We start from the raw sequence: 26,783 nt of genomic DNA on the forward strand, positions 1-26,783 counted from the left end.
GTCAAGGGTTCCATTGGTTGGAAAGGGCCGGACGCACTGTCTTCAGATCCGGCGAGTTTTCCAGGAAGTTGTCCGGGTAATAACCAAAACTCGTGACCCCCTGGCGTTTGAGTACACCCATCCACTGTGCCATCTGCGCCCCGTCGATATCGGGCGCGGCCTGGGTGCGCCAATCCTTGGCTTGCAGTTCGAATACGGTCCGTTGCAGCGCACCGGGGCGCGCCTTGACCGTGGCGACCAATTTTTCCAACCAGGCATTGGAGTTCTTCAGCGTTTCGCCTTCCATCAGCGGCATGGCCATGGGCGCGGTCCAGTCGTAGGTCTGGAGGAAGTCATCGAGGTTCTGCGCGAACCAGGCTTCGCTGCCGGGGTTGAGCATCGGCTCGGCGAAGATATTGCGCGCGGTCTGCACCTGCGGCCCACGGATGGCGCGGACCTTGGCAGTCAGCTCCTGGGTGAAGTCGATCAGGTAGCGACTCTTGAAACGTGTCCAGCGCTGCATCACGGCCGGGTCGGCGCGCAAAGCGGCGATGGTGTCGGGCAGGCCGTTGGCGGCGTAGGCCTTGAGCGCCGCCGGGCTGGCGTCTTCGAAGTCCGAGAGGATCGCATCGTCGTGGAACAGCACGCCGTCGACAGCGGTGTTGCGCGCCAGGTCTTCGTAGATCTCGCCGATCTGCTGGCGCACTTTCGGATCGAACGGCGACAGGCGCTTGTACTGGTCCGGATCAAGGCCGAGCTGGCCGGTCTTCGGGTCCCAACGGGTGACGCGCGGCAACGCCGGATCGAGGGCAAAACTGAGCACCGGCATCCACGCGAAGATCGCCACATGACCACGGGTGCGCAGTTGCCAGGTCACGCGGTTGAACAGGTCGCGGCGCACCGGCAGGTGGCGGTTGGGGAAGTACAGCGAATGCACCAGGCCGTCGCCCTTGGGGTCGGCGAATGCTTGCAGGAACACGGTGCTCACGCCCATGTCCACCACGCGCTGCACCAACTGGTCGAGGTTGCGCGCCTCCTGGGCCGGGTCAGGGTCGTAGACGTTGTCGAGGTCGACATGCAGCACGCGCATCGAGGCCTTGGTCTCGGTGCCGACAATCGCGTTGGCGTAGTGCTCGCCGTCCGGGTCGGACGCCACCAGAAAGCGCGGGCTGCTCTTGAGGTTGGCAAGGTCGTCGAGGCCGTCGTCCAGGGTCAGGGCCAGCTGGTAGCCCTGCTCGCCCACAACGGCCAGGGACGTGCCATCGGCGGCGCCATATGGCCACACCCACACACGCGGCGCCTTGCCGGTGACGGCGCGCAGCTTGTTGGAGATGGCCGTCACGTCGGCACGCATCCGCGCCTGGAACTGCGCGTCGGTTTCGTACTTGCCGGTAGCGGCATCGTAGCGCCGTGTGGCGGCGGCGGGCTCCAGGTTGCCCTGGGGGTTGGCCAGGATGCCGGTGTGGCTGGCGTCGGTATGCGCGGCGATTTCCACCAGGCCCGATTGGGAAATCTCCTTCACCTGCTGCCAGGTGAGGAAGTCCGAGCGCGCGCGGGGCGTGCCGGCGAAGTCCACCGGTTTGTTCAGCGGCGTGTCGATCCAATAGCCCACCGGGGCCAGGATCGCCGGCCAATGATAGGCCCGCAGGATCGGCATCACGCGGGTGTAGAAACTCGAATAACCGTCGTCGAAGCTGAGCAGGATGGCCTTGGGCGGTAGCTCGCGCCCACCGCTGCGTGCAGCCAGGATCTGGTCGACGCTGACCGGCTGGTAGCCGTTCTCGCGCAGCCAGGCCAATTGGTCGATCAACCGCTCGGTGCGCACCGCCACCACCGCCTGGTCCGGGTCGCGATCCTCGACATCGTGGTAGGCGATGCCGAGGAAATGATTCTTCGGCCACGGCGCCTCATTGGGCGGCGTCGGCCGCTCGGCGGGTGGGGTGTAAGGCGCGGGTTGCTGGGCGCAGGCACTGGCCAGCAATACACCCAGGACCAACAAGCAACGGCTGAGGACGGTCATGGTCAGGCTCTTCTAGAAACGGTAAGTGAGGTCGACGAGCAGGCGCAGATCGCGTTCGCGATCGCCGTCATAAGGTCGGCTGATCAAGCTCAGGTTGGCGCCGGCTTCCAGCACGTCATTCCAGCGGATGCGTTGGCCGTAGCCGATCAGGCCGACCCCGCCGGTGGAGTAGTCGCGCTGGCTATAGGTACCCGCACCGACCTGGAACTGCTGACTCCACTGGGTCTCGTAGCGGTGATAGAGCACATGATTGACGGTGACGCTGGGCAACACGCTGAGGTCCGACTTGGGGTTGAAGTACACCGTGTCGTCCTTGGTGTTGCGGCTGGCGCCAACCTCCAGGCCCAGGTCGACTTGCACATGGGGCGAGCTGTAGATGCCCTCGCGGCCGGTGAGCAAGGCTTCGAGCCGATTGTTGCCGTCGCTGAAGTGGGACGGGCTCAGGGACAGTTTCCACTCGCGGCTTTCATTCGCGCGCCAGCGGATAAAGCCGCTGCCGCCGTTGGCGGTGACGTCGGCGTTCAACGCCCGCAACGGCGTGGTGGCCAGCAGGTAGCCGAGGCTGCCGCCGTATTGCCAGTTGTCGTTGATGTCGCGGGTGATCGACACCGCGGCGCCTTGCTTGGAGCCGTAGCCGTAGGAATGGTTGGAGACTTCAGCCTCCAGGGTCATGTCGCGGGTGCGCTGCTCCACGCCAACCCGCTGGAAACGGTGCTGGCCGGTGCCTTCGGTGAAGTCGGCGGTGGCATAACCGGCGCCGGCGAACACGCGCCAATCTTCATTGATGGGCGGGCTGTAGAGCACGCTTTCGATGCCCCAGTCGCGGCTGCCCGCGACCGCGCCCACGTCGTCATTGCCGCCACCGCCGTAGCTTTTACCGGTGTAGGCCTCGACACGCAGCTCGGCCATGTCGTGTACATCGCGCAGGCGGCTGAGGCGCTGCACCTGGCGGTTGTCCGGGTTGCGCGCGAGCACGTCATCGGTCAGCGCGTCCATTTGCCGCCATTCCTGCAGATCCATCGCGGTGTAGGCCTGGCTCACTTCCAGGCCGATGTCGCGCGGCGCCTGGGCTTCGGTTTCCTTGAGGCTGCCCTCGGCCCGACGCGGCCATTCACGGGCGCGGTACATATCGGCCTGGGCCAGGCGCAAGCCGACGTTGCCCGGGGCCTTGGCCACCAGCGCTTCGAGGCCGGCTTCACTGCCTGGCAGGTCGCCGCCGTAAGTGCCGGCCTGGGCTGACAGTTGTTGCGCATCCATCCAGCTGTCGTTGGGGTTGCCGATCGGCAGGCCCTTGAGTTCCACCCGTGGGTTCTGGCTGTCGGCCAGGTTGCTGGCGACCTCGCGCGCTTCCATCACCTTGTCGCTCTCGAGCAAGGCATAGAACAGCGCGGTGCTGTCTTCGACATGGTCCGCCGGGTCGGCGTCCGGCGCCGTGATGGCCTGGCGATAGAGTGGCTCGGCCTTTTCCGGCTCGCGCTGGTCGAGGTAGGCGGCGGCGACCCAGCGCACGGCATACGTCGGCAACTGCACGCCTTCGCTCTTGAGGGTTTCGTACTCGCGGATGACCTGCGCCATGCGCGCACGGGCCTTGAGTGCACCGAGGCGGTCGATGCGCCAGCGCACGACGTCGTCATGCGCAGTGGGGTCCGGGGTCCAGCGAGCGAGCAGCTTGTCGTAGTCCTGCAGCGCCCGGTCGGCGATGACATAGCGTTCCTGCTCGGTGCGCGTGGCGAACTCGGCCATGCGCACACGCTCGGCCGCCACGTCGCCTTCCAGGCGGCGCTGGGTGACATCATCCAGCAGGCCCGGACGCTTGGCCGACAGGCGCAGCGCGGCTTCCGGCAAGCGCGCCTTTTGCAGGGCGACGATGTACTCGCGAGCGACTTCAGGCTTGTCGCCAGTGCGGATAAACGCCTGGTCGAATTCAAACAGCGCGTCGTAATTGAGACCGGCACGGGTCAGCGCGTAGCCCAGCGCCATGCGGCGGTTGGGATCGTCCGGCTTGGCCGCCACCAGCGCGCGGGTGCGCTGCACGGCTTCGTTGGCCTGGCCGCCGTCGGCCTGGGTGAGCGCAAGGCCCAGTTGCAGGTCGACATTGTTCGGTTCACGCAGCAGCGCACGGCGATAGACTGCCTCGGCCTGCGCCCACTGCTTCTGGTTGCGATAGGTGCGCGCAACAGTGGCCAGCGCCTGGGAAGTCAGGTTGCGGTTCGCGCCCTGGGCCTCGTACACCTTCAGCACTTCAGCGTCTTGCCCGGCCCAGCCGGCGATCACCAGATGGTCACTGATCTGGCCTGGCGTCTGGCGCTCGGCGGGCCATTGGCGCAGTTGCGTGAGGGCGGGAGTGAAGTTGCCGTTGCGCGCCTGAATGATCAGGGCGTCATAGGCCGCATCGGCCATGGCGAAGGTGGGGACCAGCAATTGGCTGCACAAGGCGACCCCGATGAGCAGTCGCAACCGTCCTGTGGCACTGAGTGGTAGGTTTCGCAACATATCGTGAGCTTCCTTACACACGGAAAGCTGTAACGATAGGTGGTCCTGAGCAATTTGCCTCAGGGTGTCGGCGTCTCGTGACCCGACCTAGCTTTCCTGTAGGAACTATCCCCGACGCTTGTATCGAAATGGACATTTCAGAACAATTGTTCAGAATTGCCGCAGATTCTGAAAAGCGAATGGGGGAGCGGAGTTGCGTGCGATAAGGGGGTGACGGCAAGGCTACGCGCCGACCGTTTGACCCTTATCGCAGGCAACCCCGCTCCCCCATTATTTATTTCGGGGTGATGGCGAAATTCTTACTGCGCGCCGCTCACCGCACCGACTTTGGACATCACGAAGCCAATGAACTGCTCAACGGTCATCTTCTGGCCGTTGAAGGTCACTTCATTGTTGGCGTAGTGCAGCTTGGACACCACGTCGCTGCCGACCAGGGTCGCCAGTTGCGTGCCGACCGCCATGCCGCTGACCATCTCGCTGGCCATCTGGGATTGCTGCTCGATGGCTTTAGGATCGGTCACGCCACCTACCTGCGCTTGCAGGGCGGCCACGTCGGCGATCATTGGCTTGGACAGGGTCAGGTTGGCGTCCAGCAGGGACACCATCTGCTTGCCCAGCTCGATCGGCGGCAGTTCCATGGAGGCCGGCTTGGCCAAGTCCACGACCAGGCTGAGCTTGCTTTCGCCGTGGGTGGTTTTCAATGACAGGTTTTCCAGCGCCAGGTGCGGCTTGGCGGCCAGCAACTGGTTGACGTTGGCTTCGGCCAGGGTCTGCTCGGCTTCGGTCAGTTGCAGCTCCGGCACCGGTTGGCCGGCAGCGGCGGCGGCTTGCACCGGCTGCATCTTGTCCTGGTACAGCTTGGTCAGCACCAGGCCCGACGGCACGTCAATGTTCTTCAGGCTCACGGCCATGGCAGCGGAGCCAACCGGTTTGCCCTGGTAGCCGATCTCGTCGATCTTGTAGTCAACGCGGCCATCCATGCTGTTGTCTTTGATTTCGCTGGTGTCTTTCTGCTCGAAGCCCTTGAGGGTCAGCACGGCCTTCTGCGGACCGAAGGTCAGCTTGCTGTCGGTCAGTTCAACGGTGTTCTGCCCGGTGTAGAAGCCGAAGGTGGATTTCTCCAGGTTGCTGGCGACGGTCAGGCCGGCAAACTCGGCGTCGAACGGCGTGCCATTGGCATCGATCACGGCGATCTTGAGGCTGTTCATGTAGCCATCGGCCTTGACCTTCTTGCCTTCGGCGGTGCTGTCGAAGTCCAGGTTGGCGCCGGAGAAGCTTGCCGAGGACGTTTCGTCCTTGTACTCCAGGGGCAGCAGTTCGAGGTTACCGCTGACCGAACGGTTGTAGCCGATATTGGCCACGCCCTTGAGCGGCGACACGTCCTTGGCGGCAGCGAACCATTTTTCGGTGGTGGCGTTCTTTTCCAGTTCGTAGTGACTGGTGGCCATGACCGGCAGCCATTTCAGCGACACCAGGCGCGAGAACGGCAGCGGGCCGTGCTCGATATGGTCGACAAACAGCAGTTCGGGATTGGGGTTCTGCTCGCCGAAGAACGAGCCTTGCGCCTTGAGGCGGTAGTGCGCGGTGCTGCTGAACAAGCCACGGTCCAGGGAGACCAGTTCCAGGGCGACGCTGCCGTCGACGCCGGCCATGGACCGTTGCAGTTCCTTGTTGGCGTCCTGCACCGCCGTTTGCAGCACGGGCTCCAGCTGCTTACCGGTGTACCAGGCGCCGCCTGCACTGACGACGCCAACGGCGACAACGAAACCCAAAAGAACAACTGCTGGCTTATTCATGAAGTGACCTGATCAAATCCTGTGAGAAGTGGGCTGTCTTCCTTGAACCCCAAAGGGGTTGGCTCAAGCCCGCCGAAAGCGGGGGAAGATTAGCACTGGCGACCGCGGACGGCCCAGCTTTTCAGAGGGGTCAGGCGTGCAGTTGGTTCACGAGTACTCCAATTCGATCTCGTCGAGCTGGTGGTCAAAACTCTTCAGGCGCGCGGTCCAGGTGTACACCAGCACCTCAAACTCGCGGTGTATGACGGCATTGCCCGGGGTGTCGGTCTTGGGGTCGCAGAAGTCCAGTTGGTAGCGTTCGCGGGCCATCTGCGTGGCGACATCGGACAGTTCCCGCGCGTTATTCAGCCAATGCCTACCTTCGGCGACCTGCTGATCGAGGGCCACGCATTGTTTTTTCAGGACTTCGAGGCTTTTTTCCAGGGGCGTGCCAGTGAGGTCGCCCATGACTTCCTGGAAGGTGCGCCCAGGCTGCCAGTAGCTGCCCCAGAAATAGCGGTCGAACACGGTTTCGACCCGGCGCAGGGCAACCTTGGTGTCCCAGATGGCCACGCGGGTCTTGCCTTGTTCGAGGAGCTTTTTCTTCACGCGTTGATTTTGGTAGGAGGCCCACGCCACGACGCCGATGGACAGCGTGCCAATCACCAGGCACGCGCTGTCGAGAAACACCATGGCCTTGTCGATCTGATGGGCAAGCATGACGCCGTAGAAATAGGCAGCCGATAACAACACCAGTGCGAAGCACACGCACCAGAAAGCGGGAGCATAAGGGTTTTTCATTATTGGAATCCCCATGAGCAAACGCGAGCAGTGTCAGGCGGATCGTCACGGCGATCCACCTGACAAAGCATAGCTACCTGCTCAGGGTTTGCTGCCCTGTGACGCTTGCGTTCGTCCGCTTTCCCAACCACCGCCCAGGGCCAGGAACAGATCGATCTGGCTCATGGCAACCTGGGTGTTGGCCGCGGCCAGTTGCGCGCGGACATCGGTGTAGGTACGGGTGGCCTGCAGGTCGGCCAGGAACGACGCGCGGCCGGCCTGGAAGAAGCGGTGGGTCTGGTCGGCGGCTTCCCGTGCGGACTCGCCGGCCTCGGCCAGCGCGTCGCGCCGTTGCAGCTGCGCGGTGTATTGCGCGAGGCCGGTCTGGGTCTCGCGGATGGCATTGAGCACCACGCCATCGAAGTGGGCCAGGGCCCCCTGGGTCGCGGCTTCGGCTTCGTGGATGCGCGCACGCGCGCCATTGGTGGGTAACGACCAGCTGATCAGCGGGCCAAAGCCCCAGCGGTTGGTGGGGGCGGTGCCCAGGTCGTCGAGGATACCGACGGTGCCCACCGTGGCGCCGATGCTGATGTCCGGGTACAGCGCACCGGTCGCCACGCCGATACGCGCGGTGGCGGCGGCGAGTTGACGCTCGGCCTGGCGCACGTCGGGACGGCGCTTGAGCAGGGCCGCGCCGTCGCCCACCGGCAACAACTGGGCGATGTGCGGCAGCTCGGCGCAGGTGGCGGTGCCGGCCGGCAGTTGGTCCAGCGGCTTGGCCAGCAGCATCGACAGGCGGAACAGCCCGGCCTGGCGCGCGGCCTCGTAGCGCGGCATGTCGGCACGCAGGGATTTGTATTGGGTCTGCGAGCGGGTTACCTGGGTTTCATCCCCACGCCCGGCGTCGCGCAGGCGCTGGGTCAGCTTAGTGCTCTGGCCTTGCAGGTCGAGGGATTCGTTGGCAATCGCCAGCTCTTCATTGGCCGCGCAGACCTGGGTATAGGAGCGCACCACATCGGCCACCAGGGTGATGCGGGCGATATCGGCGGCGGCTTGCGCGGCATCGGCGCTGGCCTGGGCGCTTTCGATGCCGCGTTGCAGGGTGCCGAACAGATCGAACTGGTACGAGGTGCTGATGCTGGCGCTGCCGATGTTGGCCACCGGGACTTTTTCCGTCAGCAAATAGGCCTCACCCGACTCCTGCAGGCGCTGCGCCTCGGCCTTGGCGCCGGCACTCCAACCGCCGGCGGATTCGGCTTCCTGGGTCTGGAAACGCGCGCGTTGCAGGTTGGCGGCGGCCACGCGCAGGTCAGTGTTGGAGGCCATGGCCTGGCGCACCAATTCATCCAGGCGCGGGTCCTTGTAGAGCTTCCACCAGTCGGCCGGCACCGGCGCCGACACCACATTGTTGCCCTCGCCCGCCAGCTGCCCTTGCAGGTCGCCACGGTTGACGGCGGACTTTTCCGGCAGCTTGTAATCCGGCCCTACCACCTGGCAGGCCGACAGCAACAACCCCAACGCAGCGGTTGCCAGGAGCTGCTTCATGGTTTGTCTCCATCTTTGACCTTGTCACCGATGATCGACACCGTCGCCGTACGCCCGGCGATCATGCGAAAGTCCGCCGGCACATCGTCAAAGGCAATGCGCACCGGGATCCGCTGGGCCAGGCGCACCCAGCTGAACGCCGGGTTGACGTTGGGCAGCAGGTTGGAGCCGCTGGTGCGGTCACGGTCTTCGATACCGGCGACGATGCTTTGCACATGGCCGCGCAGACGCGCATTGTCGCCGATCACGCGGATGTCCACGCTCATGCCGACGTGGATGCCGTCGAGCTTGGTCTCCTCGAAGTAGCCGTCGATATGGAACGAGTTGCTGTCGACCACCGACAGCACCGGGCGCCCGGCCGTCACGAACTCCTGGGCACGCGGCGCACGGTCGTTGACGTAGCCGTCCACCGGGCTGCGGATCACCGAGCGGTCGAGGTTGAGCTGGGCGGAATCCACCGTCACCTGGGCTTCGGCCAGGGCCGATTGCGCACGGGCCACGCGCGATTGGCTTTCTTCCAGTTGCTCGCTGGGCACCAGGTTGCCGAGGCCACGGTTACGCTTGTACTCGCGCTGGGCCTGGGCCAGGGTTTCCTGGCGGTCGGCCACGGCGGCCTGGGCTTGGCGCAGGGCCAGCTTGAAGCGGTCCTGGTCGACGGCGAACAGCACCTGGCCCTTGGTCACCAGTTGGTTGTCGCGCACCTCTACCTGCTGGATCAGCCCGGAGACGTCCGGGGCGATCTGCACGATGTCGGCACGGATGTGCCCGTCACGGGTCCAGGGTGCAAACATGTAGTACATGACCATGCGCCACACAACGACAACCGCAAACGTCACGATCAACAACGTGAGGACTACACGGCCGATGGTCAAAAAAGGTTTTTTCATGTCATCAGGTATCGACTGAGTGAGTCCACCGCGCCCAGCAACAGCGCGTAGAGCCCCACATTGAACAATGCCCGGTGCCAGACCAGGCGATAGAAGTGGACGCGGGTCAACAGCCCGTGCACCACCAGGAACAACACGTACGTAATGCCCATCAGCACCAGCAGCGTGGGCAGGAACACCCCGCTGATATCCAGATCACCGATCATAAAGGCGCTCCATCAGGCAGCGGCGCTTCCATCTCCGTGCCACCAATAAATTCCACCCCCGGCAGCAGCGACAGGCGCAGGCCGGCCAGCGCATGCAGCAGGTGCAGGCGGGTGTCGTCTTCGTCTTGCAGGCCCCGGCCGTTGAGCGCGCGCCGGGTGCGGTCGAGGGTCATCAGCAGACCGCTGGGCGCGGGCAAGCGTTCACCCGCCTTGAGGCAGGCCTTGAAGTAACCGCCCACGCCTTCCACCACCTGGTTGAGCAGCACGCGCGGCACGCCGTAGATGCGCGGCGAGTACGCCAGCAGATCGAGCAGGTTGAGCGCCACGCGCAAATCGCGCAGGGCGGTGCCGGTGTCCTGGTTGATCAGGGCCAGGCGCGGCAGGTGCTGCATCAGGCGGTCGAGCATCTGCACGGCCATGTGCCGGTGTTCGGCCAGGGTCGCAGGCTCGGTGAGGCTGACGATGTCGCGCCAGCTGAAACGGGTCAGGCGCTTGGCCGCCAGCTCGGCACCGAAGGGCCGCGCGATCAGCGTCCACACAAACGCGAACAGCAGGCCCACGGGCCCGGCCAGGTTGACGTTGGCGAAATTCAGGAAGTCCGCGTCGTAGGCGCCCTGGATGCTGATGAACGACGAGGTATTGACCAGCGTCAGCAGCATGCCGAGGTAGAAACGCGGCTGCACGGTGAGCGTGCCGATGCAAATAAACGGCACCGCGAACGCCAGTACCAGCATCGGGAAATCATGCAGGTTGGGCAGCACCAGGAACAGGTACAGGCTGGCGAACAGCACCGACATGGCAGTCCAGAAAAAGAACCGGTAGATCTGCGGCGCCGGGTCGTCCATCGAGGCGAAAAAGCTGCAGGCCACCGCCGCCAGGATCACTGCACTGCCGCCGTCGGTCCAGCCGAGCAGGATCCACAGCACCGAGGCGACGATGATCGCGGTGACCGTGGAAAACGCCGAGTAGAACATCAGGCCACGGTCGAGAAACGGCGTGAGCCGGCCCAGGCGCCAGTGGCGGTAGACAGCGCGCCAGGTGTCCTGGCTTTCGCACTGGATGGCGGCTTGCAGGCTGCGGCAGTCCTGCCACAGGTCGATCCATTCGCCAAGGCGATACAGCGCATTGGAAAACAGCAGCGTGTGGCGGTCGTCCAGGGCTTCGCTTTCGGGTTGCAGGGCGTCGAGTTGGTCACGCAGGGCACGCCAGGCTTCGAGCGGCGCAGCGTGCGTGGTGCTTTCCAGCCATTGCCGGGAGGCTTCCAGTATCGGCGTGATGCGCTCGAGAAACTCCGGCGCGCGATGCTCCAGGGCATACAGGGCATCGTCGAGGGCATCCACCACCGGCAACAGGTGGATCATGCGCCCGCGCAATTCCTTGGTGTTGCGCACCGTCTGCGGCCGCGCGCCTTCGTGAGGCAACTGGCCGATCATCAATTCCAGGGTGTTGAAGGTGGCGACCATGCCGCCACGCAAGGTGCTGACCTCTTCCGGCTGCACATTGCGGCTGAGGAAACGCAGGCTGTAGACCTGCGCGTCGGCAAACCACTTGGCCACCGAGCCGTCGAACACCGGCATCAGGCGACGCGGCCAGAACATCGCACCGACCACCGCCGCGACCGCGATGCCCAGGAAGATTTCTTCCGTACGCGCCTCGGCCACATCCCACACGGCCAGCGGGTTATCCACCACCGGCAGGGCGATCAGCGGCAAGGTGTAGCCAGCCAGCATCAAGGCGTAGTTGTTGGCGGTGCGCAGGTGCATGGAAAGGAACAGCAGAATCCCGGTCCACAGCGCGATCACCACCACCAGCACGTAGGGCGACTGCACGAACATCGGCACAAAAACCACCGCCGCCGCCGCGCCCATGAACGTGCCGATGGCGCGATACAGGGCCTTGGAGCTGGTGGGCCCGACAAACGGGCTGGAGACGATATACACCGTGGCCATCGCCCAATACGGGCGCGGCATCTGCATGAGCATGGCGATATACAGGGCGATCATCGACGCCGCAAAGGTGCGCACGCCGTAGAACCAGTCGCGGGCCGGTGGAAAACCGGTAAAAAATCCGTTCAAAGTGTCGCCGCCTCAAAGGCACGCAATACCCGCAGGGCCGCTTCCAGGTCGTTCGCAGCGATGTCCGCCAGCACGTCCTTGCGCAGGCGCACCAGTTGTTCTTCAACCGCTTGCACCAGCTCGCGCCCACGCTCGGTGAGGCTCAGGGCCTTGGCCCGGCGGTCGTGGACATCTTCGGTGCGGCACACGTAGCCGCCACTGCACAACTGGTCGAGCAGGCGCACCAGCGACGGGCTTTCCATACCGGAGGCCTGGGCCACCTTGACCTGATGCACACCGTCGCCCAAGCGGCCGATCATCAACAACGGCACGGCGCAAGCTTCGGAAATGCCATAGCTCACCAGCGTGGTCTGGCAGATTTTGCGCCAGTTGCGGGCGCCCACCACCATGCTGCTGCTGAGGTTCATCTGGAGTTGTTCGAGGGTCTGGGACACTGAATAATTCGCATACAGTTAGTTTGCTAACTATCAATATGGTGGATGGATCCAGAGCCGTCAAGTTTTGAAACAATTTGCCGGATGGGTGGTGGACACGCAGGGGTAAGTAAAGCGGGATTCGACGCGGGCGCTGGATTTTCAGCGGGGAATGCTACTTGGCAGCACTTCTGTGGGAGAGGGCTTGCTCCCACGTGCAGATCAGTGATGGATTCAAAGCGACTGAGGCACAGGGCGCCTAGCCCCCTCGCCCACCGCGCAACATCAGGTTCAACTCATCCACCACTTCAGCCCAATCCGCATCCTCCAGAATCTCTTCGCGCAGAAACGCGCGCTGACTCTCTGACCAGAAAAACGCCTCCGCCAGGTTCAAATCCGGCTTGAGCGGCGAATGCACCGCCACAAACTGCTCGATACTCACCGGGTCATCCGGCAACCCCAGTTGTTTGAACAGTGACGGCAAGCTGTGCACGGGCGATTCCATGATGGGCTCCTGATGGAAGGGGTTTAACCGAGTCTAGCGGCAGCCCTCGGGTTGCGCCGTCGGCACGTTGCACAACACAAACAGACGCGCCCTCGCGCCGCCGCCGTCCTGACGACTCAGCTCGCGCCAACCCTCGGGCAGCGGGGCGAAGTCATCCGGCGCCTCATTGCTGCTGATCAGCCACACGCGACGGCTTTCGACAGGCAGCGCCGATAGACGGTCGAGGTAGATGCGCCCGCCGTCCTGGTCCACCAGGGTGCCGAAGCCGTAGGCGTTCGGCCGGGTGGGCGTACCGTCGGGCTTGGGCGGGGTGTAGAGCTGCAATTGCGCGTCGGTCTGGTCGTAATACACGTAGCTGAGGTACCACATCATGTCGCTGAGGACGATGCGGTCACCTTCCTGGTAGTTGCGGTTGACGAACTCCACCGGCACGTTGAATTGGTCGTGCTCATCCACCGTGAAGTTGTTTTTGAGACCCACCAATTCCACGCCGACAAACAGCACGAACAGCGCCGCCCCCAGCAGTGAAAAACGCGCGGGCAGGCGGTCGATGGCCAACGCCACGAGCATCGGCAAGGCCAGGGCATAGGCGGTGAGATAGCGCTCGATAAACACCGGGGAGATGAACGACACCCCATACACCAGCAACAGCGGCAGCAGCAGAAACAGCGCCAGCAGGCAGGCCGGGCGGTAGCGTTCACGGTCATGCACGGCGGTGATCACCACCACGGCAACCAGCAGCAGCGGGTACAGCCAGAACAGCAGGGGCCAGAAACCGCCGCCTTCATCCTGCAGCACGAACTGCCAGATCATCGACGGCAGGGAGAACAGGTTGACTGGGTCTTCCCAGCCAATATCACCGCCGACTTTGAGTTGGTCGACGTGCTGGACCAAATCCCACAGGTTCGGCAACCACGGCAGGTACAGCAACACAATCACGGCGTTGGTCACCCACCAGGCCGGGCGCGCGAGCAGGTGCTGGCCGCGCGGTTGCGTGCGCCACAGCACACCGAGGTAGGCCCAATGCACCAACACGCACAGTGCAGTGAAGTAATGGGTGTAGAAGCCGGCAGTCATCAACAGCACATACACCGCCAGGTAACGCGTGCGCTCGGGTTGGCGCACCCAGTACACCAGCGCCAGCGTGGCAGCCAGCAGCCACACACCCAGCAACGAATACATGCGCACTTCCTGGCTGTAACGCACTGCCGTGGGCAGCAGCGCCAGCAGGATCCCCGCCAGCACCGCGGCACGCCGGGTGGACAGTTGCCGCGTCAGCCAGATCCCCAGGCCCACGGCGATCACGCCGGGGATCGCACTCATGCCGCGAATCGACAGGATGCTGTCACCAAACAGTTCGATCCAGCCGCGCAGCAGGAAAAAGTACAGCGGCGGGTGCACATCGTGGGCCGCGTGAAACCACAGGTCGGCCGCCGCGTACTCGCTGAGCAGCAGGCTGGAACCTTCATCGCCCCAGATCGCCGCCGAGGTCAGGCCATAAAAACGCAGGCCCATGGCCAGGGCCAGGATCGGCACCCACCACAATCGGCTGAGCCAACCGGCACCTTCCCACGTGAGTCGATTGAATGCGGGCAACGTCCCGACCTTTTCGTTTTGCTCTACCACAGACCGACGCACCTCGATTTCCCTACTACTGCCCTGATTGCCTCAGTGCAAACACCGCCACTCTAGGACAAAAGCCCCCGGTTCGCTTCTGGAATCGGACAAATCAGCAATTTGTGTAGGGCTTCACCGAAGCACCCGCAGGAACAGGCTATTATTGGCGCCCTCCAAGGACTCAGGATCAAGGACACGTCATGCGCATCGGTTTTCTGTCACCCCTGGCACTGGCACTGCTCGCCGGTATTTCCCAGCCGGCACTCGCCAGCTCCGACGACTCGTGCTACCCCGACTGGCGGGTCTCGCATGACAGCCTCGATGCGTGCAGCAACCAGCCCTTTCTCAGCCCCGGCAACGACAGTCGCGTGAACCTGCGCTTGCTGCTGGCCGACAAAAAGGCCGCGCCCTTGGCGCCGAATGCCTTGAGCGAGGACGACCTGTCCCAGGGATTCGGCCCGGTGCCGTTCCCGGCATACCGCCTCGTACCGATTCCCGCTGCGGACGAAGCGTCCGACAACTCGCCGGGCAACTCGCGTACAGCCGAACTCGAGACGTTGCTGCAACCCCTGGGCATCCCGCGCGGCGACGTCACGCCCGCCGGTGACGCCTTCCTCAACGGCGAAGGCAGCCGTTGCCGCAGCAACAACGAGGACAGCGCCACCGCGTTTATCAGCCAGGTGATCAAGGCCGACATGCCGCCGGCCGAGCGCGACCTGCTGATCAAGGCGCGCCTGCAGTTGCTCGGCACCTGCACCTGGGAGGGCCAGGTGCTCGACGCGCAGCAAACCTCGTCACCCAATGCACAACTGCTGCGCACTTACCTGCAGGCCGCCGCCGACTTCTACAGCGGACGCTTCAGCGATGCCGAACGGGGCTTTGCCGCCGCCAGCAGCAGCGAGCTGCCATGGCTCAAGGAAACCGCGCTGTACATGACCGCGCGCGCGTCGCTCAATCAGGCGCAGGCCGAGGCGTTCGACCAATACGACATGCCGCAGCTCGACCATGTGGATAAGTCCGCGCTGGGCGATGCCGAAGCGGGCTTTCTCGGCTACCTGAAAACTTATCCACAGGGCGCTTATGTGGCCTCTGCCCATGGCCTGCTGCGCCGGGTGCATTGGCTGGCGAACGATGACGACAAGCTCGCCGCCGACTTTGCCTGGCAACTCACCGACGCCAGCGACGCCCAGCGCAATGTGTCGGTGGACGAACTGGTGGAGGAAGCCGACCTCAAGTTGCTGATAGGCAGCAGTCGCCTCGGCGACCCGATGCTGCAGGCGGTCAGGGACCTGATGCTGATGCGCACCCAAAACCCGCCGCGCTTGAGCCGCGAAGATCTCGACAAGCAGAAAGCCACATTTGCCAACGAGCCGGCCCTGTTCGACTACCTGCAGGCGGTGTACGCCTTGTACGTGGAACATCAACCCGAAAATGCCTTGAAGCACCTGCCCCGGGACGTGCCGTCAAACCTGGATTACTTTGCCTTCAGCCAGCAGACCCTGCGCGCCCTGGCGCTGGAAGCCCAGCAAGACTGGAAAGGCGCCGAGGCGCTCTGGCTGCAACTGCTGCCGCTGGCCAAGCAACCACTGCAACGCGATCAGCTGGAACTGGCCCTGGCCATGAACTACGAGCGCAGCGGCCAGTTGGCCAAGGTGTTTGCGGCCGACTCGCCGATCAGCGCCAAGCAGGTGCGCTACATCCTGCTGCGCAACGTCGCCGGGCCTGAGTTGCTGCGTCAGCAAATTGCCCAGGCCAGCGACCCGCTGGAGCGCCAGACCGCGCAATTCGTGCTGCTCTACAAAGACCTGCTGCACGGCCAGTTCGCGACCTTCGCCGAGGACTTCAAGCAACTGCCCGCCCAGGCGCCGGAAGACAAACTGGGCACCAGCCTGGGCTACGTCTACAGCGCCAGCCAGAGCTTGAAACTGTTCCAATGGAACGGCGACAAAGCCGAATCCGGCTATGCCTGCCCGAGCATTTTGCACACCGCCGGGATGCTTCAAGCCGATGCAAAAAACCCACAGGGCCTGAACTGCTTCGGTGAGTTCATCCTGCGCAACGGCCTCGACGGCATGCCGCTTGAGCAAGCGCGCGCCGCCGGCAGCCTGGGCAGCACTGCATCGGACTTCAAGGGTGAAACCTTCTCGCGGCTGGACGGTTACAAGCTCGTCATCGGCAATCCCAAGGCGCCGAAGAATGACAAGGCGTACGCACTGTTCCGCGCCATCAACTGCTACGCGCCCGCCGGCTACAACAGCTGCGGCGGCCAGGACGTCGAGCCGGCCGTGCGCAAGGCCTGGTTCCGCCAGCTCAAGAGCGGATTTGCCGACACCCAGTGGGGCAAGTCGCTGCAGTACTACTGGTGAAGCACCTGTGGCTCGGCTTGCTGTTGCTGGCAAGCCCGGCCTTCGGCGCCGTCGACGCGGGTGACTATGACGCCTTCTGGCTGTGGAGCGGCGTCGCACCGCAGCCGGTGCTCAAGCAGGCCAAGACCCTGTACATCCTCCAGGGCCAGATCAACGCTACACGCCGCGCCCCGCAGCGCGGCGTGCAACTGATCGCACAGGGCATCAGCGTGCCGCGCCTGAGCCGCGGTGAAGTCTGGGTGGTGTATCGCGCCCACACCCTGCACTGGCCGGAACGCGTCTACACACAACTGCTCGGCCAGGTGCAACGTTGGCGCGACGCGGGCAACCCGGTGGTCGGCATCCAGATCGACTTCGACGCCCGCACCCAATACCTGCACGAATACGCCGACTTCCTGCGCGACCTGCGCCAACGCCTGCCGGCCGACCTGCGCCTGAGCATCACCGGCCTGATGGACTGGAGCAGCAACGCCGACCCCGCCGCGATCGCCCAGCTCAAGGGCGTGGTGGACGAGGTCGTGGTGCAGACCTATCAAGGGCGCCAGAGCATCCCGGACTACGCGGCATACCTGCCCCGCATGAATCGGCTGGGGCTGCCGTTCAAGATCGGGCTGGTCCAGGGTGGAGAGTGGGATGAGCCTGGGTATTTGCAAGGGAGTGAGTGGTTCAGAGGGTATGTGGTGTTTCTACGGAACCCGTGAAAGGCACAAAACTGTAGGAGCCCGGCTTGCCGGCGATGGCGGCCTGAAGAGCTGAGGTGCTTTCAGACCTTATCGCCGGCAAGCCGGGCTCCTAAAGGTTCAGGGGTCACCAGTCATACGTCAGGCTTGAGACCACCGTGCGCCCTGCTCCGTAGTAGCAATCCAGGTCGCTGGTGCACTGCGACACATAGGTCTTGTTGGTGAGGTTCTGCACGTTCATCGCCAGTTTCACGCCCTTGAGCTTGAGCGGTGAGGCGCCCAGGTCGTAACTCAGGCTCGCGTCGTAGACGCTGTACGACGGCACGCTGAACGCGCCCTCGAAGTAGTCGCCCAGGCTTTGGCGCGCATAGCGAACGCCCAGTCCGGCGCCGACGCCGGCCAGCGGCGTATCGCCCAGCACGGTGTAGTTGACCCACATCGAGGCAGTGAGCGGCGAGATCCCGGCAGGATGGCGGCCTTCACGGCCTTCTTCATCCTTGGTGTACTTGATGTCGTTGCGCGAGGCCGAGGCGATGACTTCCCAGGCATCGCTGAGGGCCGCCTTGGCTTCCAGCTCCACACCGCGCGAGCGCATGGCGCCGCTCTGGGTGCTGAAGGTCTCGGTGGGGTTGGTGGTGATCACGTTTTCCTGGTCCAGCTGATACACCGACACCTGCACAAAACTCTTCTGGCCCGGCGGCTGGTACTTCATGCCGACTTCATATTGCTTGCCGGTGGAGGGGTCGAACGGTTTGCGCTGGGCGTCGGTACCGGTCAGCGGCAGGAACGACTCCGAGTAGCTGACAAAAGGCGCCAAGCCGTTATCGAACAGATACACCAGGCCCGCGCGGCCGGTGAAGGCTTCGTCCTTGCTGGCAAAACGCGTGCCTTGCAGCGGTTCCTTGTTCACCACGCTGGCCCAGTCATAGCGACCACCGAGCACCACGGCCCACTTATCCAGTTTGATCTGGTCCTGCACGTACAGCCCGGTCTGGCTCAGGGTGCGGTCCCAACGATACGGCTGGCCGAAATCCAGGCGCTGGCCGTAGACCGGCTTGAACAGGTCGATCACCGGCGGATTGCGGTCATACCGGCCATGGAACAGGGAACCGGAGTGGTAGTAATCCAGGCCGATGATCAGGGTGTGAGCCAACGCCCCCGTGTCGAATTCGGCCTGGGCAATGCTGTCCACGCCAAACACTTTGTTGTTCTGCGCCCAGTCCACGCCGAAGCGTTGCAGGTAGCGTTGGTCCTGCACGCCGGTGGCCGGATTGGCGACGAAACGGTAGCCGTGCAACGGTGCGGTGTAGCGGTCATCCACCTCGGCGTAGCGCGCGTTTTGCTTGAGGGTCCAGGTCTCGTTGAGGCGATGGGAAATCTCGTAGCCCAGCGCGTACTGCTCGCGGTTGTACTGGTTGACGCCCGGCTCGCCGAGGAACAAGTCGCGCTTGATCTTGCCGTTGGGGTTCGCCCACAAGGTGCCGGACGCCGGCAGGCCTTGGGCTTCGGGCACGCCTTTGTCTTTCTGATACTGGGCGAACAGCGTCACGCGGGTGTCGTCGCTGGGCTGCCAGGTGAGGCTGGGCACGATGAACTGGCGCTTGTTTTCGACGTAATTGATCTCGTCCTGCGCGTCGTTGGCCAGGCCGGTAAGGCGGTAGAGGAATTGCCCCTGCTCATCCAGCGGGCCGCTGAGGTCGATGGCCGCGCTCTTGTGCTCATAGGTGCCGGCTTGCAGCACCACCTGGTGCACCGGGGTTTCGCTGGGGCGCTTGCTGACCATGTTAACGATACCGCCGGGCTGGTTCTGCCCATACAGCACCGAGGCCGGGCCCTTGAGCACTTCGATGCGCTCCAGGGAGTAGGGCTCGATCTGCAACGCGCCACCCGTGCTGCCGCCGCCGTAGGGCAGGTGCAACCCGTCTAGGTACAAGGGCGTTGGCGTGAAGCCGCGCGAGGTCGGCTCGTCGAACAACTTGACCCGCTCAGCAAAGCCGCCGGCGGTCATGCCTGGGGTGTAGAGCAACGCCTGGGTGACACTCTGGGCCCCGCGCGCCTTGATCTCGGCGGCGGTGATCACGTTGATGGTCTGGGGAATTTCCACCAGTGCCGAATCAGTCTTGCTGCCGGACGCGCTGCGCGTGGCGACGATGCCGTCCACCGGTCCCCAGGCGCTTTCGTGGGCCTGCTGGCCGCTGATCTGGGTGGCACCGAGCTGCAACGGCCCGCCACCGGAAATCGCCTGCAACGACCACCCGCCCTGGGCCTGCACCGCCACCAGGCCGCTGCCCGCGAGCAACCGCTCCAGGCCCGACCCGACGCCGTAACGCCCCTGCAGGCCGCCACTGCGTTTGCCCTCGGTCAATGTGGCGTCGACCGATAACAAAATGCCCGAGGCACTCGCGAAATGGTTCAAGGCCTGATCGAGACTGCCCGCCGGGATGTTGTAGGCGCGCGTTGCCTCAGTGGTGTCTTCGGCGTGAACCTGGATCGGCAGCATCGGCACCGTCGCCAGCAGGCTGGCAAACAAGCCACGGCGCAGGGCGCGGGCCAAGGGTTGGATTGGGTGGTGCGGCATTGCAGGACTCCCCGTGAGAACGCTTCTTGATTGGCTTTCAAGAGGTATCCCGAACGGATCGCGCAAACCGACAAGAGCTGAAGAAAAAATATTCAGGCCCGCGCCTTGATGGTCACCCAGTAGCGCGTCACCGACTGTACCTGCACCGGCAGCGAACGCTCCAGGGCCGCGAGGATTGCGTCGGTATCGTTCAGGGGGAAGACACCGGTGAGCAGCAGGCTCGACACCGCTTGGTCACAACGCAACAGGCCGGGGCGGTAACGGCTCAGTTGCGCGACGAACTCGCCCAACGGCTGGCGCTCGGCGATCAGCCGATGCTCGGTCCAACTGCTGGCTGCGGCGCCCACTGGCGGCAGCGCCGAACTGTGCCGCGCATCGAACCACAGGCTGTCGCCGGCATTCATCTGCACCGCCGGGCCATGTCGCGGGGTCACTCGCACGCGGCCTTCGTACAGGTCGACGCGGCTCCCCTCGGGCAGTTCACGCACGGCGAAACGAGTGCCCAGCGCCTGCACATCACCGGCAGGCGTTTCGACGATCAGCGGGCGCACCGGGTCGTGGCCGCTGGTCAGCAGGACCTCGCCACGGATCAAGCGAATGCGCCGCTCGCTGGCGCTGAAACGCAGGTCCACCGCGCTGTCGCTGTTTAGGTCCAGGCGCGTGCCGTCGCTGAGGGTGACGTGGCGAATCTCGCCGGTGGGGGTGCGGTAGTCGGCGAAGGTGGCCTGCCAGGGTTCGCTGCGTTGCACCAGGTAGCCGCTGCCGCCGGCCACCAGCAGCAGGCCGAGCAGCTTGAGCGCGGCGCGGCGCTGGGTGTCCGGGGTGTCGCGCAACACCGCGCGGGCGCTGTCGACCGGCACGCCGCCGAGGGTTTGCTGCAGGTGCTGCAAGCGTTGCCAGGCGCGGCGATGCTCCGGATCGGCGGCCTGCCATTGGGCAAACGCCTCGTGCTGCTGGCCCTGCAGCTCACCGCCCCACTGCAGCATCAGCCATTCGCTGGCCTGCTCGACAATGGCCGGGGCGATGGGCGCGTCATGCCTCATTCTGCGTACGCCACCTGGTAGCAGGCGACGATGGCGCGGGTCATATACTTCTGCACCGAGCTGACGGTCACGCCCAGGCGCTCGGCGATCTGCGCATAGCTCAAGCCTTCGAACTGTGACAGCAGGAATGCACGGCGCACATTATCGGGCATGCGGTCGAGCATGGCGTCGATCTGCATCAGCGTTTCGAGGATCAGCGCGCGGGTCTCCAGCGACGGCGACTCAGGCTCAGGCAAGTGCGCAATGCTTTCCAGGTAGGCGCGCTCGATGCGCAGGCGACGCCATTGGTCGATCACCAGGTTGCGCGCGATCTGCGCCAGGTAGCTGCGGCTTTCCTTGTCACCGGGGAAGCGCCCGGAGACCAGCAGGCGCAGGAAGGTGTCCTGCGCCACGTCAGCGGCATGTTCACGATCGCCCAGGCGCTTGCGCAGCCAGCCTTGCAGCCAGCCGTGATGATCGCGGTACAGGAGGTGAAGCTGTTGCTGGCCGTTGGTCGCGGTGTCCATGAAAAGCTCAGATACACGATTGAGAGCAATTATCATTACACCTTGTTTCGCGGCTGGCAAAAACTCTTTGCGGTTCAGCGCCCGGCAGTTTGCAGCGGATACACCGATTCCCAGCCGCCGCCCAACGCTTTGTACAAGCCGACCATGGCCAGCGACACCCCGGTAGAACTCTCCACCCACTGCTCCTGAGTCGCCAGCAGCGCGCTCTGGACGGTGAGTACGTTGACGAAATCCACCACGCCTTCGACGTACTGCTGTTGTGCCGTGCTCAGGGCGATCTGGTTCTGGCGCACCGCTTCGGCAAGGCTGTCGCGGCGCAGTTGGCTGGCGTTGTAGCGGGTCAGTTGGTCGTCGATTTCATGCCAGGCGCGCAGCACCGTCTGCTGGTACGCGAGGGCCGCTTCCTGCTGCTGGGCTTCGCGCAGGTCCAGCATGCCTTGCAGGCGCCCGCCGTTGAACAACGGCAGGCTCAATTGCGGGCCGAAGGCAAACGCGCGCGAGCCCCACGAGCCAAAATCCGACAGCTGCATGGCCTGCGAGCCGAGGCTGCCGGACAAAGTAATGCGCGGGTAAAAATCGCCCTTGGCCACGCCAATACTGGCGGTGGCGGCGTGCAGGCGCGCCTCGGCCTGGCGGATATCCGGACGACGCTCGGCCAGCTCCGACGGCAGGCCGATGGCGACCTGGCGCTGGGTCTGCGGCACGCCAGCATCCTTGGACAGTTGCGCGTGCAAGGCTTGGGGCGGCTCGCCCATCAACAGGCTCAGGGCGTTGATCAATTGGTCCTGGCGTTGCTGCAGATCCGGCAGGCGCGCTTCGATGGCGGCGACCTGGGCGGCGGCTTCGGCCACGTCCAGGTCGGTGGCCACGCCGTCGGCCAGGCGCAGTTGCGACAGCTTGAGGCTGTGACGCGCGACGTCGAGGTTCTGCTCGGTGACGGCGCGGGTGTTCTGCACGCCGCGCAGTTGGATATAGTCCTGGGCAGTCTCGGCGAGCACCGACAACAGCACGGCGCGGCGATCATTTTCGGCCACTTGCAGGGTGGCGTCGGCGGCTTCGGTTTCGCGTTTGACGCGACCCCAGAAATCCAACTCCCACGACGCGGTGAACCCCATGTCCCACTGGTTGAAGGCCGACCGGCCATTTTCGCCGGACGGGTCGCTCAAGCCTTTGCCGCTGTTGCGCTGGCGCAGGTAATCGCCGGTGGCGTTGACGTTGGGATAACGCTCGGCGGTGGTCACCTGGCGCACCGCGCGGCTTTGTTGCAGGCGGCTGCTGGCGAGCTTCAAGTCGAGGTTATCGGTCAGCGCACGGCGTGTGAGTGCCGACAGTTGCGCGTCGTGGAACACATCCCACCAGCGCTCCTGCAGCGGGTCACTGACCGCGCGACTGGCGGCCTGACGGCCCTGCGGCTCGGCCCATTGCGTCACCTGCGGGCTCTGGGGCCGCTGGAAATCCGGGCCGACGGTGCACGCGCTCAGGCTGATCAGGCTCACGGTGAGCCAGGCAAGGTGTCTCATTGCTGGGCCACCTCACGCTGCTGTGCGACAGGCCGGGTGTCGACACTGGCTTCCACCGACATCCCCACGCGCAGGCGCTCGGTGTGGGCCTGGTTGGGCTCGAGCACGATCTTCACCGGAATGCGCTGCACCACCTTGGTGAAGTTGCCGGTGGCGTTGTCCGGCTTGACCGAAGCGAAGGTCACCCCGGTCGCCGGCGCAAGGCTTTCCAGGTGGCCGTTGAGCAACTCGCCGTCGAGGCTGTCGACGCGCACCTGCACGGCCTGGCCGGCGTGCATATGCGAGAGCTGGGTTTCCTGGAAGTTGGCCACCACGTAGGCCTCGGCCAGCGGCACCACCGCGAGGATCTTGCTGCCCGGCGTCACATAGGCGCCGACCCGCACCGCACGCTCACCGACCATGCCATCCACTGGCGCGACGATGCGCGTGTAGGACAGCTGATAACTGGCCATTTCCAGCGCCGCCTGGGCGCGCTTGAGCCCACCTTCTGCGGCATCGCGCTGGGCCGTGAGGATTTCCACCTGCTTGCGCTCGGCCGCCAGCACCGCCGTGGCATTCGCCAGGCGTGCGGTGGCCTGGTCGATACGGGTCTTGGCTTGTTGGGCGTTTTGCACGGTGCCTGCGCCGACGCCGGCCAGATGGTTGTAGCGATTCAGTTCGTGCTCGGCGAAGGCCACTTCAGCGCGGTCTGCCGCCACGGTAGCCTGGGCCTGGGCGATCACCGAGCTTTGGCGCTCCAGGGTCGCGCTGGCGTTTTTCAGCTGGGCCTGGGCGACCAGGGTGTCCGCATCGGCCGCTTGGGCGGCGGCGCGAAAATCACGGTCGTCGATCAGCGCCAGCAGTTGGCCGGCCTTGACGCGCTGGTTGTCTTCCACCAGCACTTCCTTGATAAAACCGGCCACGCGCGGCGCGACCAGGGTGAAGTCGGCGGCGACGAAGGCATCGTTGGTGGTCTGGTGCTTGCTGCCCAACACACCGGGCGCCACCAGGTACACCAGCACGCCGACGGCGAACACGGCGATAACGGAGACGGCAATTTTGTCTTTGCGTTTCATGAAAATTCCTTGTGGCTAGGTCGGTGCGCGAGGCGGGAAAATCCGCGTGGGCATCCAGAAAATCAGCAGGATCAACGCCACCGCGACGGCGGCCATGACGTAGTAGAGATCCGAAGAAGTGAGCACCACAGCCTGCTCGTGCAGGCGGTGGGCAAGGCCCGGCGCATCACCCTCGGCCAGCGGCGAGTTGCCCAGGCCGTCGACCAGCATGGTCGAGTGAAAATGCAGGCGCTGGGTCGTCAGCGCATCCAGCACGCCGGTGGCGATCACGGCGGCCAGGCCTTTGACGGTGTTGAACCAGGCCGAGGCGAACGGCCCGTCCGCCGGCTGGATACTGCCGGTGGAGAGCATCAGCAGCGGCAGCACGGCCATGGGCTGCCCGAAAATCTGCAGCAGGTACAAGCCGTAGAAATCGTCGCGAATCCACTCCGACGTGAGGTGCGCGCTCCCGACGCAGCACAGCACCAGCATGCCCAGCCCGGTCCCCAGAACCCAGCGGCAATCGATCCAGCGCAGGTTGCACAAGGCGGCTACCAGCGGCAGCGCGATCAATTGCGGCAGCGCCATCAACAACATCACCGGCGCGGTTTGCAGCGGGCGATAACCCTGGACCTGGGCAAGGAAACTCGACGGGATGATGATCACCGAGGTCAGCACCATCAGCACGCCGGCCAGCACGATCAAGGCAAACGACAGGTTGCGCAGGCCGAGCATCTGCAGCTTGAAAAATGGCATCGGGTGCGACCATTCGTTGAGCATGAACAGCACCAGCAACACGGTGCCGCCGCTCAGCAGGAAGGTGATCAGGCCCGACTCGAACCAGTCCAGGCGGTTGCCCTGCAGGATGCCGATCACCAGCATGCAAATCGCTGGAAACCCCAACAGCAGGCCGCGCCAGTTGAACTGCTTGAACCGCTCCAGACGCACGGGGTCCTGCGGCAAGCCGTAGGCCACGGCGGCCATCGCCACAAGACAGGGGCCGACGATCTGCCAGAACGCCCACTGCCAACCGACATATTCGGTCCATAGCGCCGCCAGCGGCGTGCCGAGGCTCGGGCCAAAGGTGGCAGTGAGCGCATAACCGGCCAGGCCATACAGCTTGACGTTGGCGGGCAGGAAACGCAGCGCCACGGTCATCAGCATCGGCGGCAACGCCCCGCCGGCCAGGCCTTGCACGGTGCGCAGCACCAGCAGGCTTTCGTAGTTCGGCGCAAACGGGCACAGGATGCCGAGCACGGTGAACAAGCCGATGGCGCACAGGGTGAAGCGGCGCAGGGAGAAGGTCACCGAGCACCAGGGCGCAAAGGCCATGGCCGACACCGAGGTGGCGGTGTAGGCGGCAACCAGCCAGGTGCCTTCGTCGAAACCGATGTAGAGCGCGCCGCGAATATCCGCGAGGGCCACCTTGGTGACCATCTCGTTGAGACCGGAGACCAGCACCGCCAGCAACACGCCGACCAGGCCGATGATGATGCGCGGGCCGAATACAGGCGGGGTGATAGCGGTGGGCTTGGCTGCGGCCTGGAGTGCGGGAGCAGCGAGGGAAGTCATGAACAGGCAACTCGGAATGGTAAATACCCGAGCAGTTTAATCAGGCGTACACATGACAAAAAGTTACTTGTCGGCAGGTTATAACTGCACCGGACGCAATCCTTAACTCACTATGAACTCGTGCTTGGGGCGATTGCGGCCTGGTTCACGTAGAGGTATTCGCCGAGCCTGCGCTATCGCCGGCAAGCCGGCTCCTACAGGGGCTATGGGGTGTCAGGTGGGTTGCGCTTCGAGCCAGGTGGCGTGGCAACTCTCGCGCATGGTTTCGCGCAGCCATTTGTGGGCCGGGTCTTTGTCGAAACGCGGGTGCCAGGATTGGGCCAATACCAGCGTCGGCAACGAGATCGGCAAGGCAAACGCGCGCAGTGGCAGCTTCAGGCGTTTGGCGCTGAGCAGCGCTTCCTTGGGCACCGGCAGTAGCAGGTCGGAATCGGGCAGCATGAACATCGCGCCGTGAAAGCCCGGGGCGATCATCGCCACGCGGCGCTCCAGGCCCTGGGCGTTCAGTGCGGTGTCGATCGGGCCGCGGGCGATGCCACGCCGCGAGATGCTGATGTGGGAATAGCTGGCGAAGCGCGCTGCGGTGATCTCTTCGTCGAACAACGGGTGATCTTCCCGCGCCAGGCCGACGAAAGTGGTGGAAAACAGGTTCTGTACTTTCACTTCGGGACTGACCGGCATGGTGTTGCTCACGCGCAAATCCAGGCGCCCTTCACGCAGCGCTTCGTCGTCGGTGTCACCCTCGGGCACGAAGCACAGCTCGCACAGCGGCGCCATGCGCTCCATGGTGTCGAACAGACGACCGCCATACACGCCGATAAAAAAGTCGTTGGCGCGCACGCTGAAGCGCCGGCGCAAGGTGCTCAGGTCGACCTGGTCCGCCGAACGAAACAGCAATGCAGCCTGCTCCACCACGTTGCGCACCTGGCCTTGCAACTGCAGGGCCTTGGGCGTCGGCACCAGGCCGCGACCGGCGCGCACCAGGATCGGGTCGCCTACCGCCTCGCGAATACGCGTAAGGGTGCGGCTCATGGCCGCCGGGCTGAGGTTCATCCGTCGCGCGGCACCGACCACGCTGCCCTCGTCGAGTAATGCGTCGAGGGCGACCAGCAGGTTCATGTCCGGTAGTTGCATGCCAAGCACTCGTGATCAGTGGGGAGTGAGCGGAATGCAATCCTAGCAGGACGGG

At 64.4% G+C, this 26,783-nt stretch carries 20 protein-coding genes; 2 read left to right on the top strand and 18 right to left on the bottom strand.

Features of this window, described 5'->3' with window-relative positions:
* Position 1 precedes the first annotated feature (1 nt).
* From pgaB to AC07OJ_RS20690, 11 genes are all read right to left on the bottom strand, one after another.
* Positions 2-1,999 (bottom strand): poly-beta-1,6-N-acetyl-D-glucosamine N-deacetylase PgaB, encoded by a 1,998-nt coding sequence (gene pgaB / locus AC07OJ_RS20640; protein WP_495095077.1) that lies wholly within the window; start codon positions 1,997-1,999, stop codon positions 2-4.
* A 12-nt stretch (positions 2,000-2,011) separates the two neighbouring features.
* On the bottom strand, positions 2,012-4,492 hold the full coding sequence (gene pgaA / locus AC07OJ_RS20645) for a poly-beta-1,6 N-acetyl-D-glucosamine export porin PgaA (RefSeq protein WP_065899520.1): 2,481 nt from the start codon (positions 4,490-4,492) through the stop codon (positions 2,012-2,014).
* A gap of 299 nt (positions 4,493-4,791) precedes the next feature.
* Positions 4,792-6,288 (bottom strand): YdgA family protein, encoded by a 1,497-nt coding sequence (locus AC07OJ_RS20650; protein ID WP_065899519.1) that lies wholly within the window; start codon positions 6,286-6,288, stop codon positions 4,792-4,794.
* Between the two features lie 147 nt (positions 6,289-6,435).
* The gene (locus tag AC07OJ_RS20655; RefSeq protein WP_065899518.1) at positions 6,436-7,068 is read right to left on the bottom strand and encodes an NADH:ubiquinone oxidoreductase subunit N; all 633 of its coding nucleotides are present in this window, start codon (positions 7,066-7,068) and stop codon (positions 6,436-6,438) included.
* Between the two features lie 81 nt (positions 7,069-7,149).
* Positions 7,150-8,592: an efflux transporter outer membrane subunit gene (locus AC07OJ_RS20660; RefSeq protein WP_065899517.1), complete on the bottom strand. Its 1,443-nt coding sequence runs from the start codon at positions 8,590-8,592 to the stop codon at positions 7,150-7,152.
* Positions 8,589-9,479 carry an efflux RND transporter periplasmic adaptor subunit gene (locus AC07OJ_RS20665; RefSeq protein WP_065899516.1) on the bottom strand — a complete coding sequence of 297 codons (891 nt, stop codon included), beginning with the start codon at positions 9,477-9,479 and terminating at the stop codon, positions 8,589-8,591. Before AC07OJ_RS20665 ends, AC07OJ_RS20660 begins: the two co-directional genes overlap by 4 nt.
* Positions 9,476-9,685, bottom strand: a complete 210-nt coding sequence (locus AC07OJ_RS20670; protein ID WP_012721577.1) for a DUF1656 domain-containing protein — start codon at positions 9,683-9,685, stop codon at positions 9,476-9,478. The genes AC07OJ_RS20665 and AC07OJ_RS20670 overlap by 4 nt, the downstream gene beginning before the upstream one ends.
* Positions 9,682-11,760 carry an FUSC family protein gene (locus tag AC07OJ_RS20675; protein ID WP_495095078.1) on the bottom strand — a complete coding sequence of 693 codons (2,079 nt, stop codon included), beginning with the start codon at positions 11,758-11,760 and terminating at the stop codon, positions 9,682-9,684. The genes AC07OJ_RS20670 and AC07OJ_RS20675 overlap by 4 nt, the downstream gene beginning before the upstream one ends.
* Complete coding sequence (locus AC07OJ_RS20680; RefSeq protein ID WP_065899514.1) at positions 11,757-12,167, bottom strand: MarR family winged helix-turn-helix transcriptional regulator; 411 nt, start codon at positions 12,165-12,167, stop codon at positions 11,757-11,759. Before AC07OJ_RS20680 ends, AC07OJ_RS20675 begins: the two co-directional genes overlap by 4 nt.
* Before the next feature lie 265 nt (positions 12,168-12,432).
* Positions 12,433-12,678, bottom strand: a complete 246-nt coding sequence (locus tag AC07OJ_RS20685; RefSeq protein WP_262135595.1) for a DUF2789 domain-containing protein — start codon at positions 12,676-12,678, stop codon at positions 12,433-12,435.
* A 33-nt stretch (positions 12,679-12,711) separates the two neighbouring features.
* Positions 12,712-14,316, bottom strand: coding sequence for a glycosyltransferase family 39 protein (locus AC07OJ_RS20690; protein WP_495095079.1), 1,605 nt, complete (start codon positions 14,314-14,316; stop codon positions 12,712-12,714).
* A gap of 179 nt (positions 14,317-14,495) precedes the next feature.
* Between AC07OJ_RS20690 and AC07OJ_RS20695 the strand changes: the two genes are divergently transcribed.
* Positions 14,496-16,661, top strand: a complete 2,166-nt coding sequence (locus AC07OJ_RS20695) for a PA5441 family protein (protein ID WP_495095080.1) — start codon at positions 14,496-14,498, stop codon at positions 16,659-16,661.
* Entirely contained in the window at positions 16,658-17,362 is a 705-nt protein-coding gene (locus AC07OJ_RS20700) for a DUF3142 domain-containing protein (protein WP_495095081.1), read from the top strand. Before AC07OJ_RS20695 ends, AC07OJ_RS20700 begins: the two co-directional genes overlap by 4 nt.
* A gap of 106 nt (positions 17,363-17,468) precedes the next feature.
* Here the strand turns inward: AC07OJ_RS20700 and AC07OJ_RS20705 are convergent, their stop codons facing one another.
* From AC07OJ_RS20705 to AC07OJ_RS20735, 7 genes are all read right to left on the bottom strand, one after another.
* Positions 17,469-19,919, bottom strand: coding sequence for a TonB-dependent siderophore receptor (locus AC07OJ_RS20705; protein WP_495095082.1), 2,451 nt, complete (start codon positions 19,917-19,919; stop codon positions 17,469-17,471).
* A 92-nt stretch (positions 19,920-20,011) separates the two neighbouring features.
* Positions 20,012-20,962, bottom strand: coding sequence for a FecR domain-containing protein (locus AC07OJ_RS20710; protein ID WP_120447351.1), 951 nt, complete (start codon positions 20,960-20,962; stop codon positions 20,012-20,014).
* Entirely contained in the window at positions 20,959-21,468 is a 510-nt protein-coding gene (locus tag AC07OJ_RS20715) for a sigma-70 family RNA polymerase sigma factor (RefSeq protein WP_065899507.1), read from the bottom strand. The genes AC07OJ_RS20710 and AC07OJ_RS20715 overlap by 4 nt, the downstream gene beginning before the upstream one ends.
* Positions 21,469-21,542: 74 nt before the next feature.
* Complete coding sequence (locus AC07OJ_RS20720) at positions 21,543-22,988, bottom strand: efflux transporter outer membrane subunit (protein WP_065899506.1); 1,446 nt, start codon at positions 22,986-22,988, stop codon at positions 21,543-21,545.
* Positions 22,985-24,043, bottom strand: a complete 1,059-nt coding sequence (locus AC07OJ_RS20725) for an HlyD family secretion protein (RefSeq protein WP_495095083.1) — start codon at positions 24,041-24,043, stop codon at positions 22,985-22,987. The genes AC07OJ_RS20720 and AC07OJ_RS20725 overlap by 4 nt, the downstream gene beginning before the upstream one ends.
* A gap of 15 nt (positions 24,044-24,058) precedes the next feature.
* Positions 24,059-25,594, bottom strand: a complete 1,536-nt coding sequence (locus AC07OJ_RS20730; RefSeq protein WP_106805509.1) for an MFS transporter — start codon at positions 25,592-25,594, stop codon at positions 24,059-24,061.
* A gap of 213 nt (positions 25,595-25,807) precedes the next feature.
* Entirely contained in the window at positions 25,808-26,728 is a 921-nt protein-coding gene (locus AC07OJ_RS20735) for a LysR family transcriptional regulator (RefSeq protein WP_262135588.1), read from the bottom strand.
* Positions 26,729-26,783: the final 55 nt, after the last annotated feature.

This window comes from Pseudomonas sp. GW821-FHT09C08, from assembly GCF_059418125.1.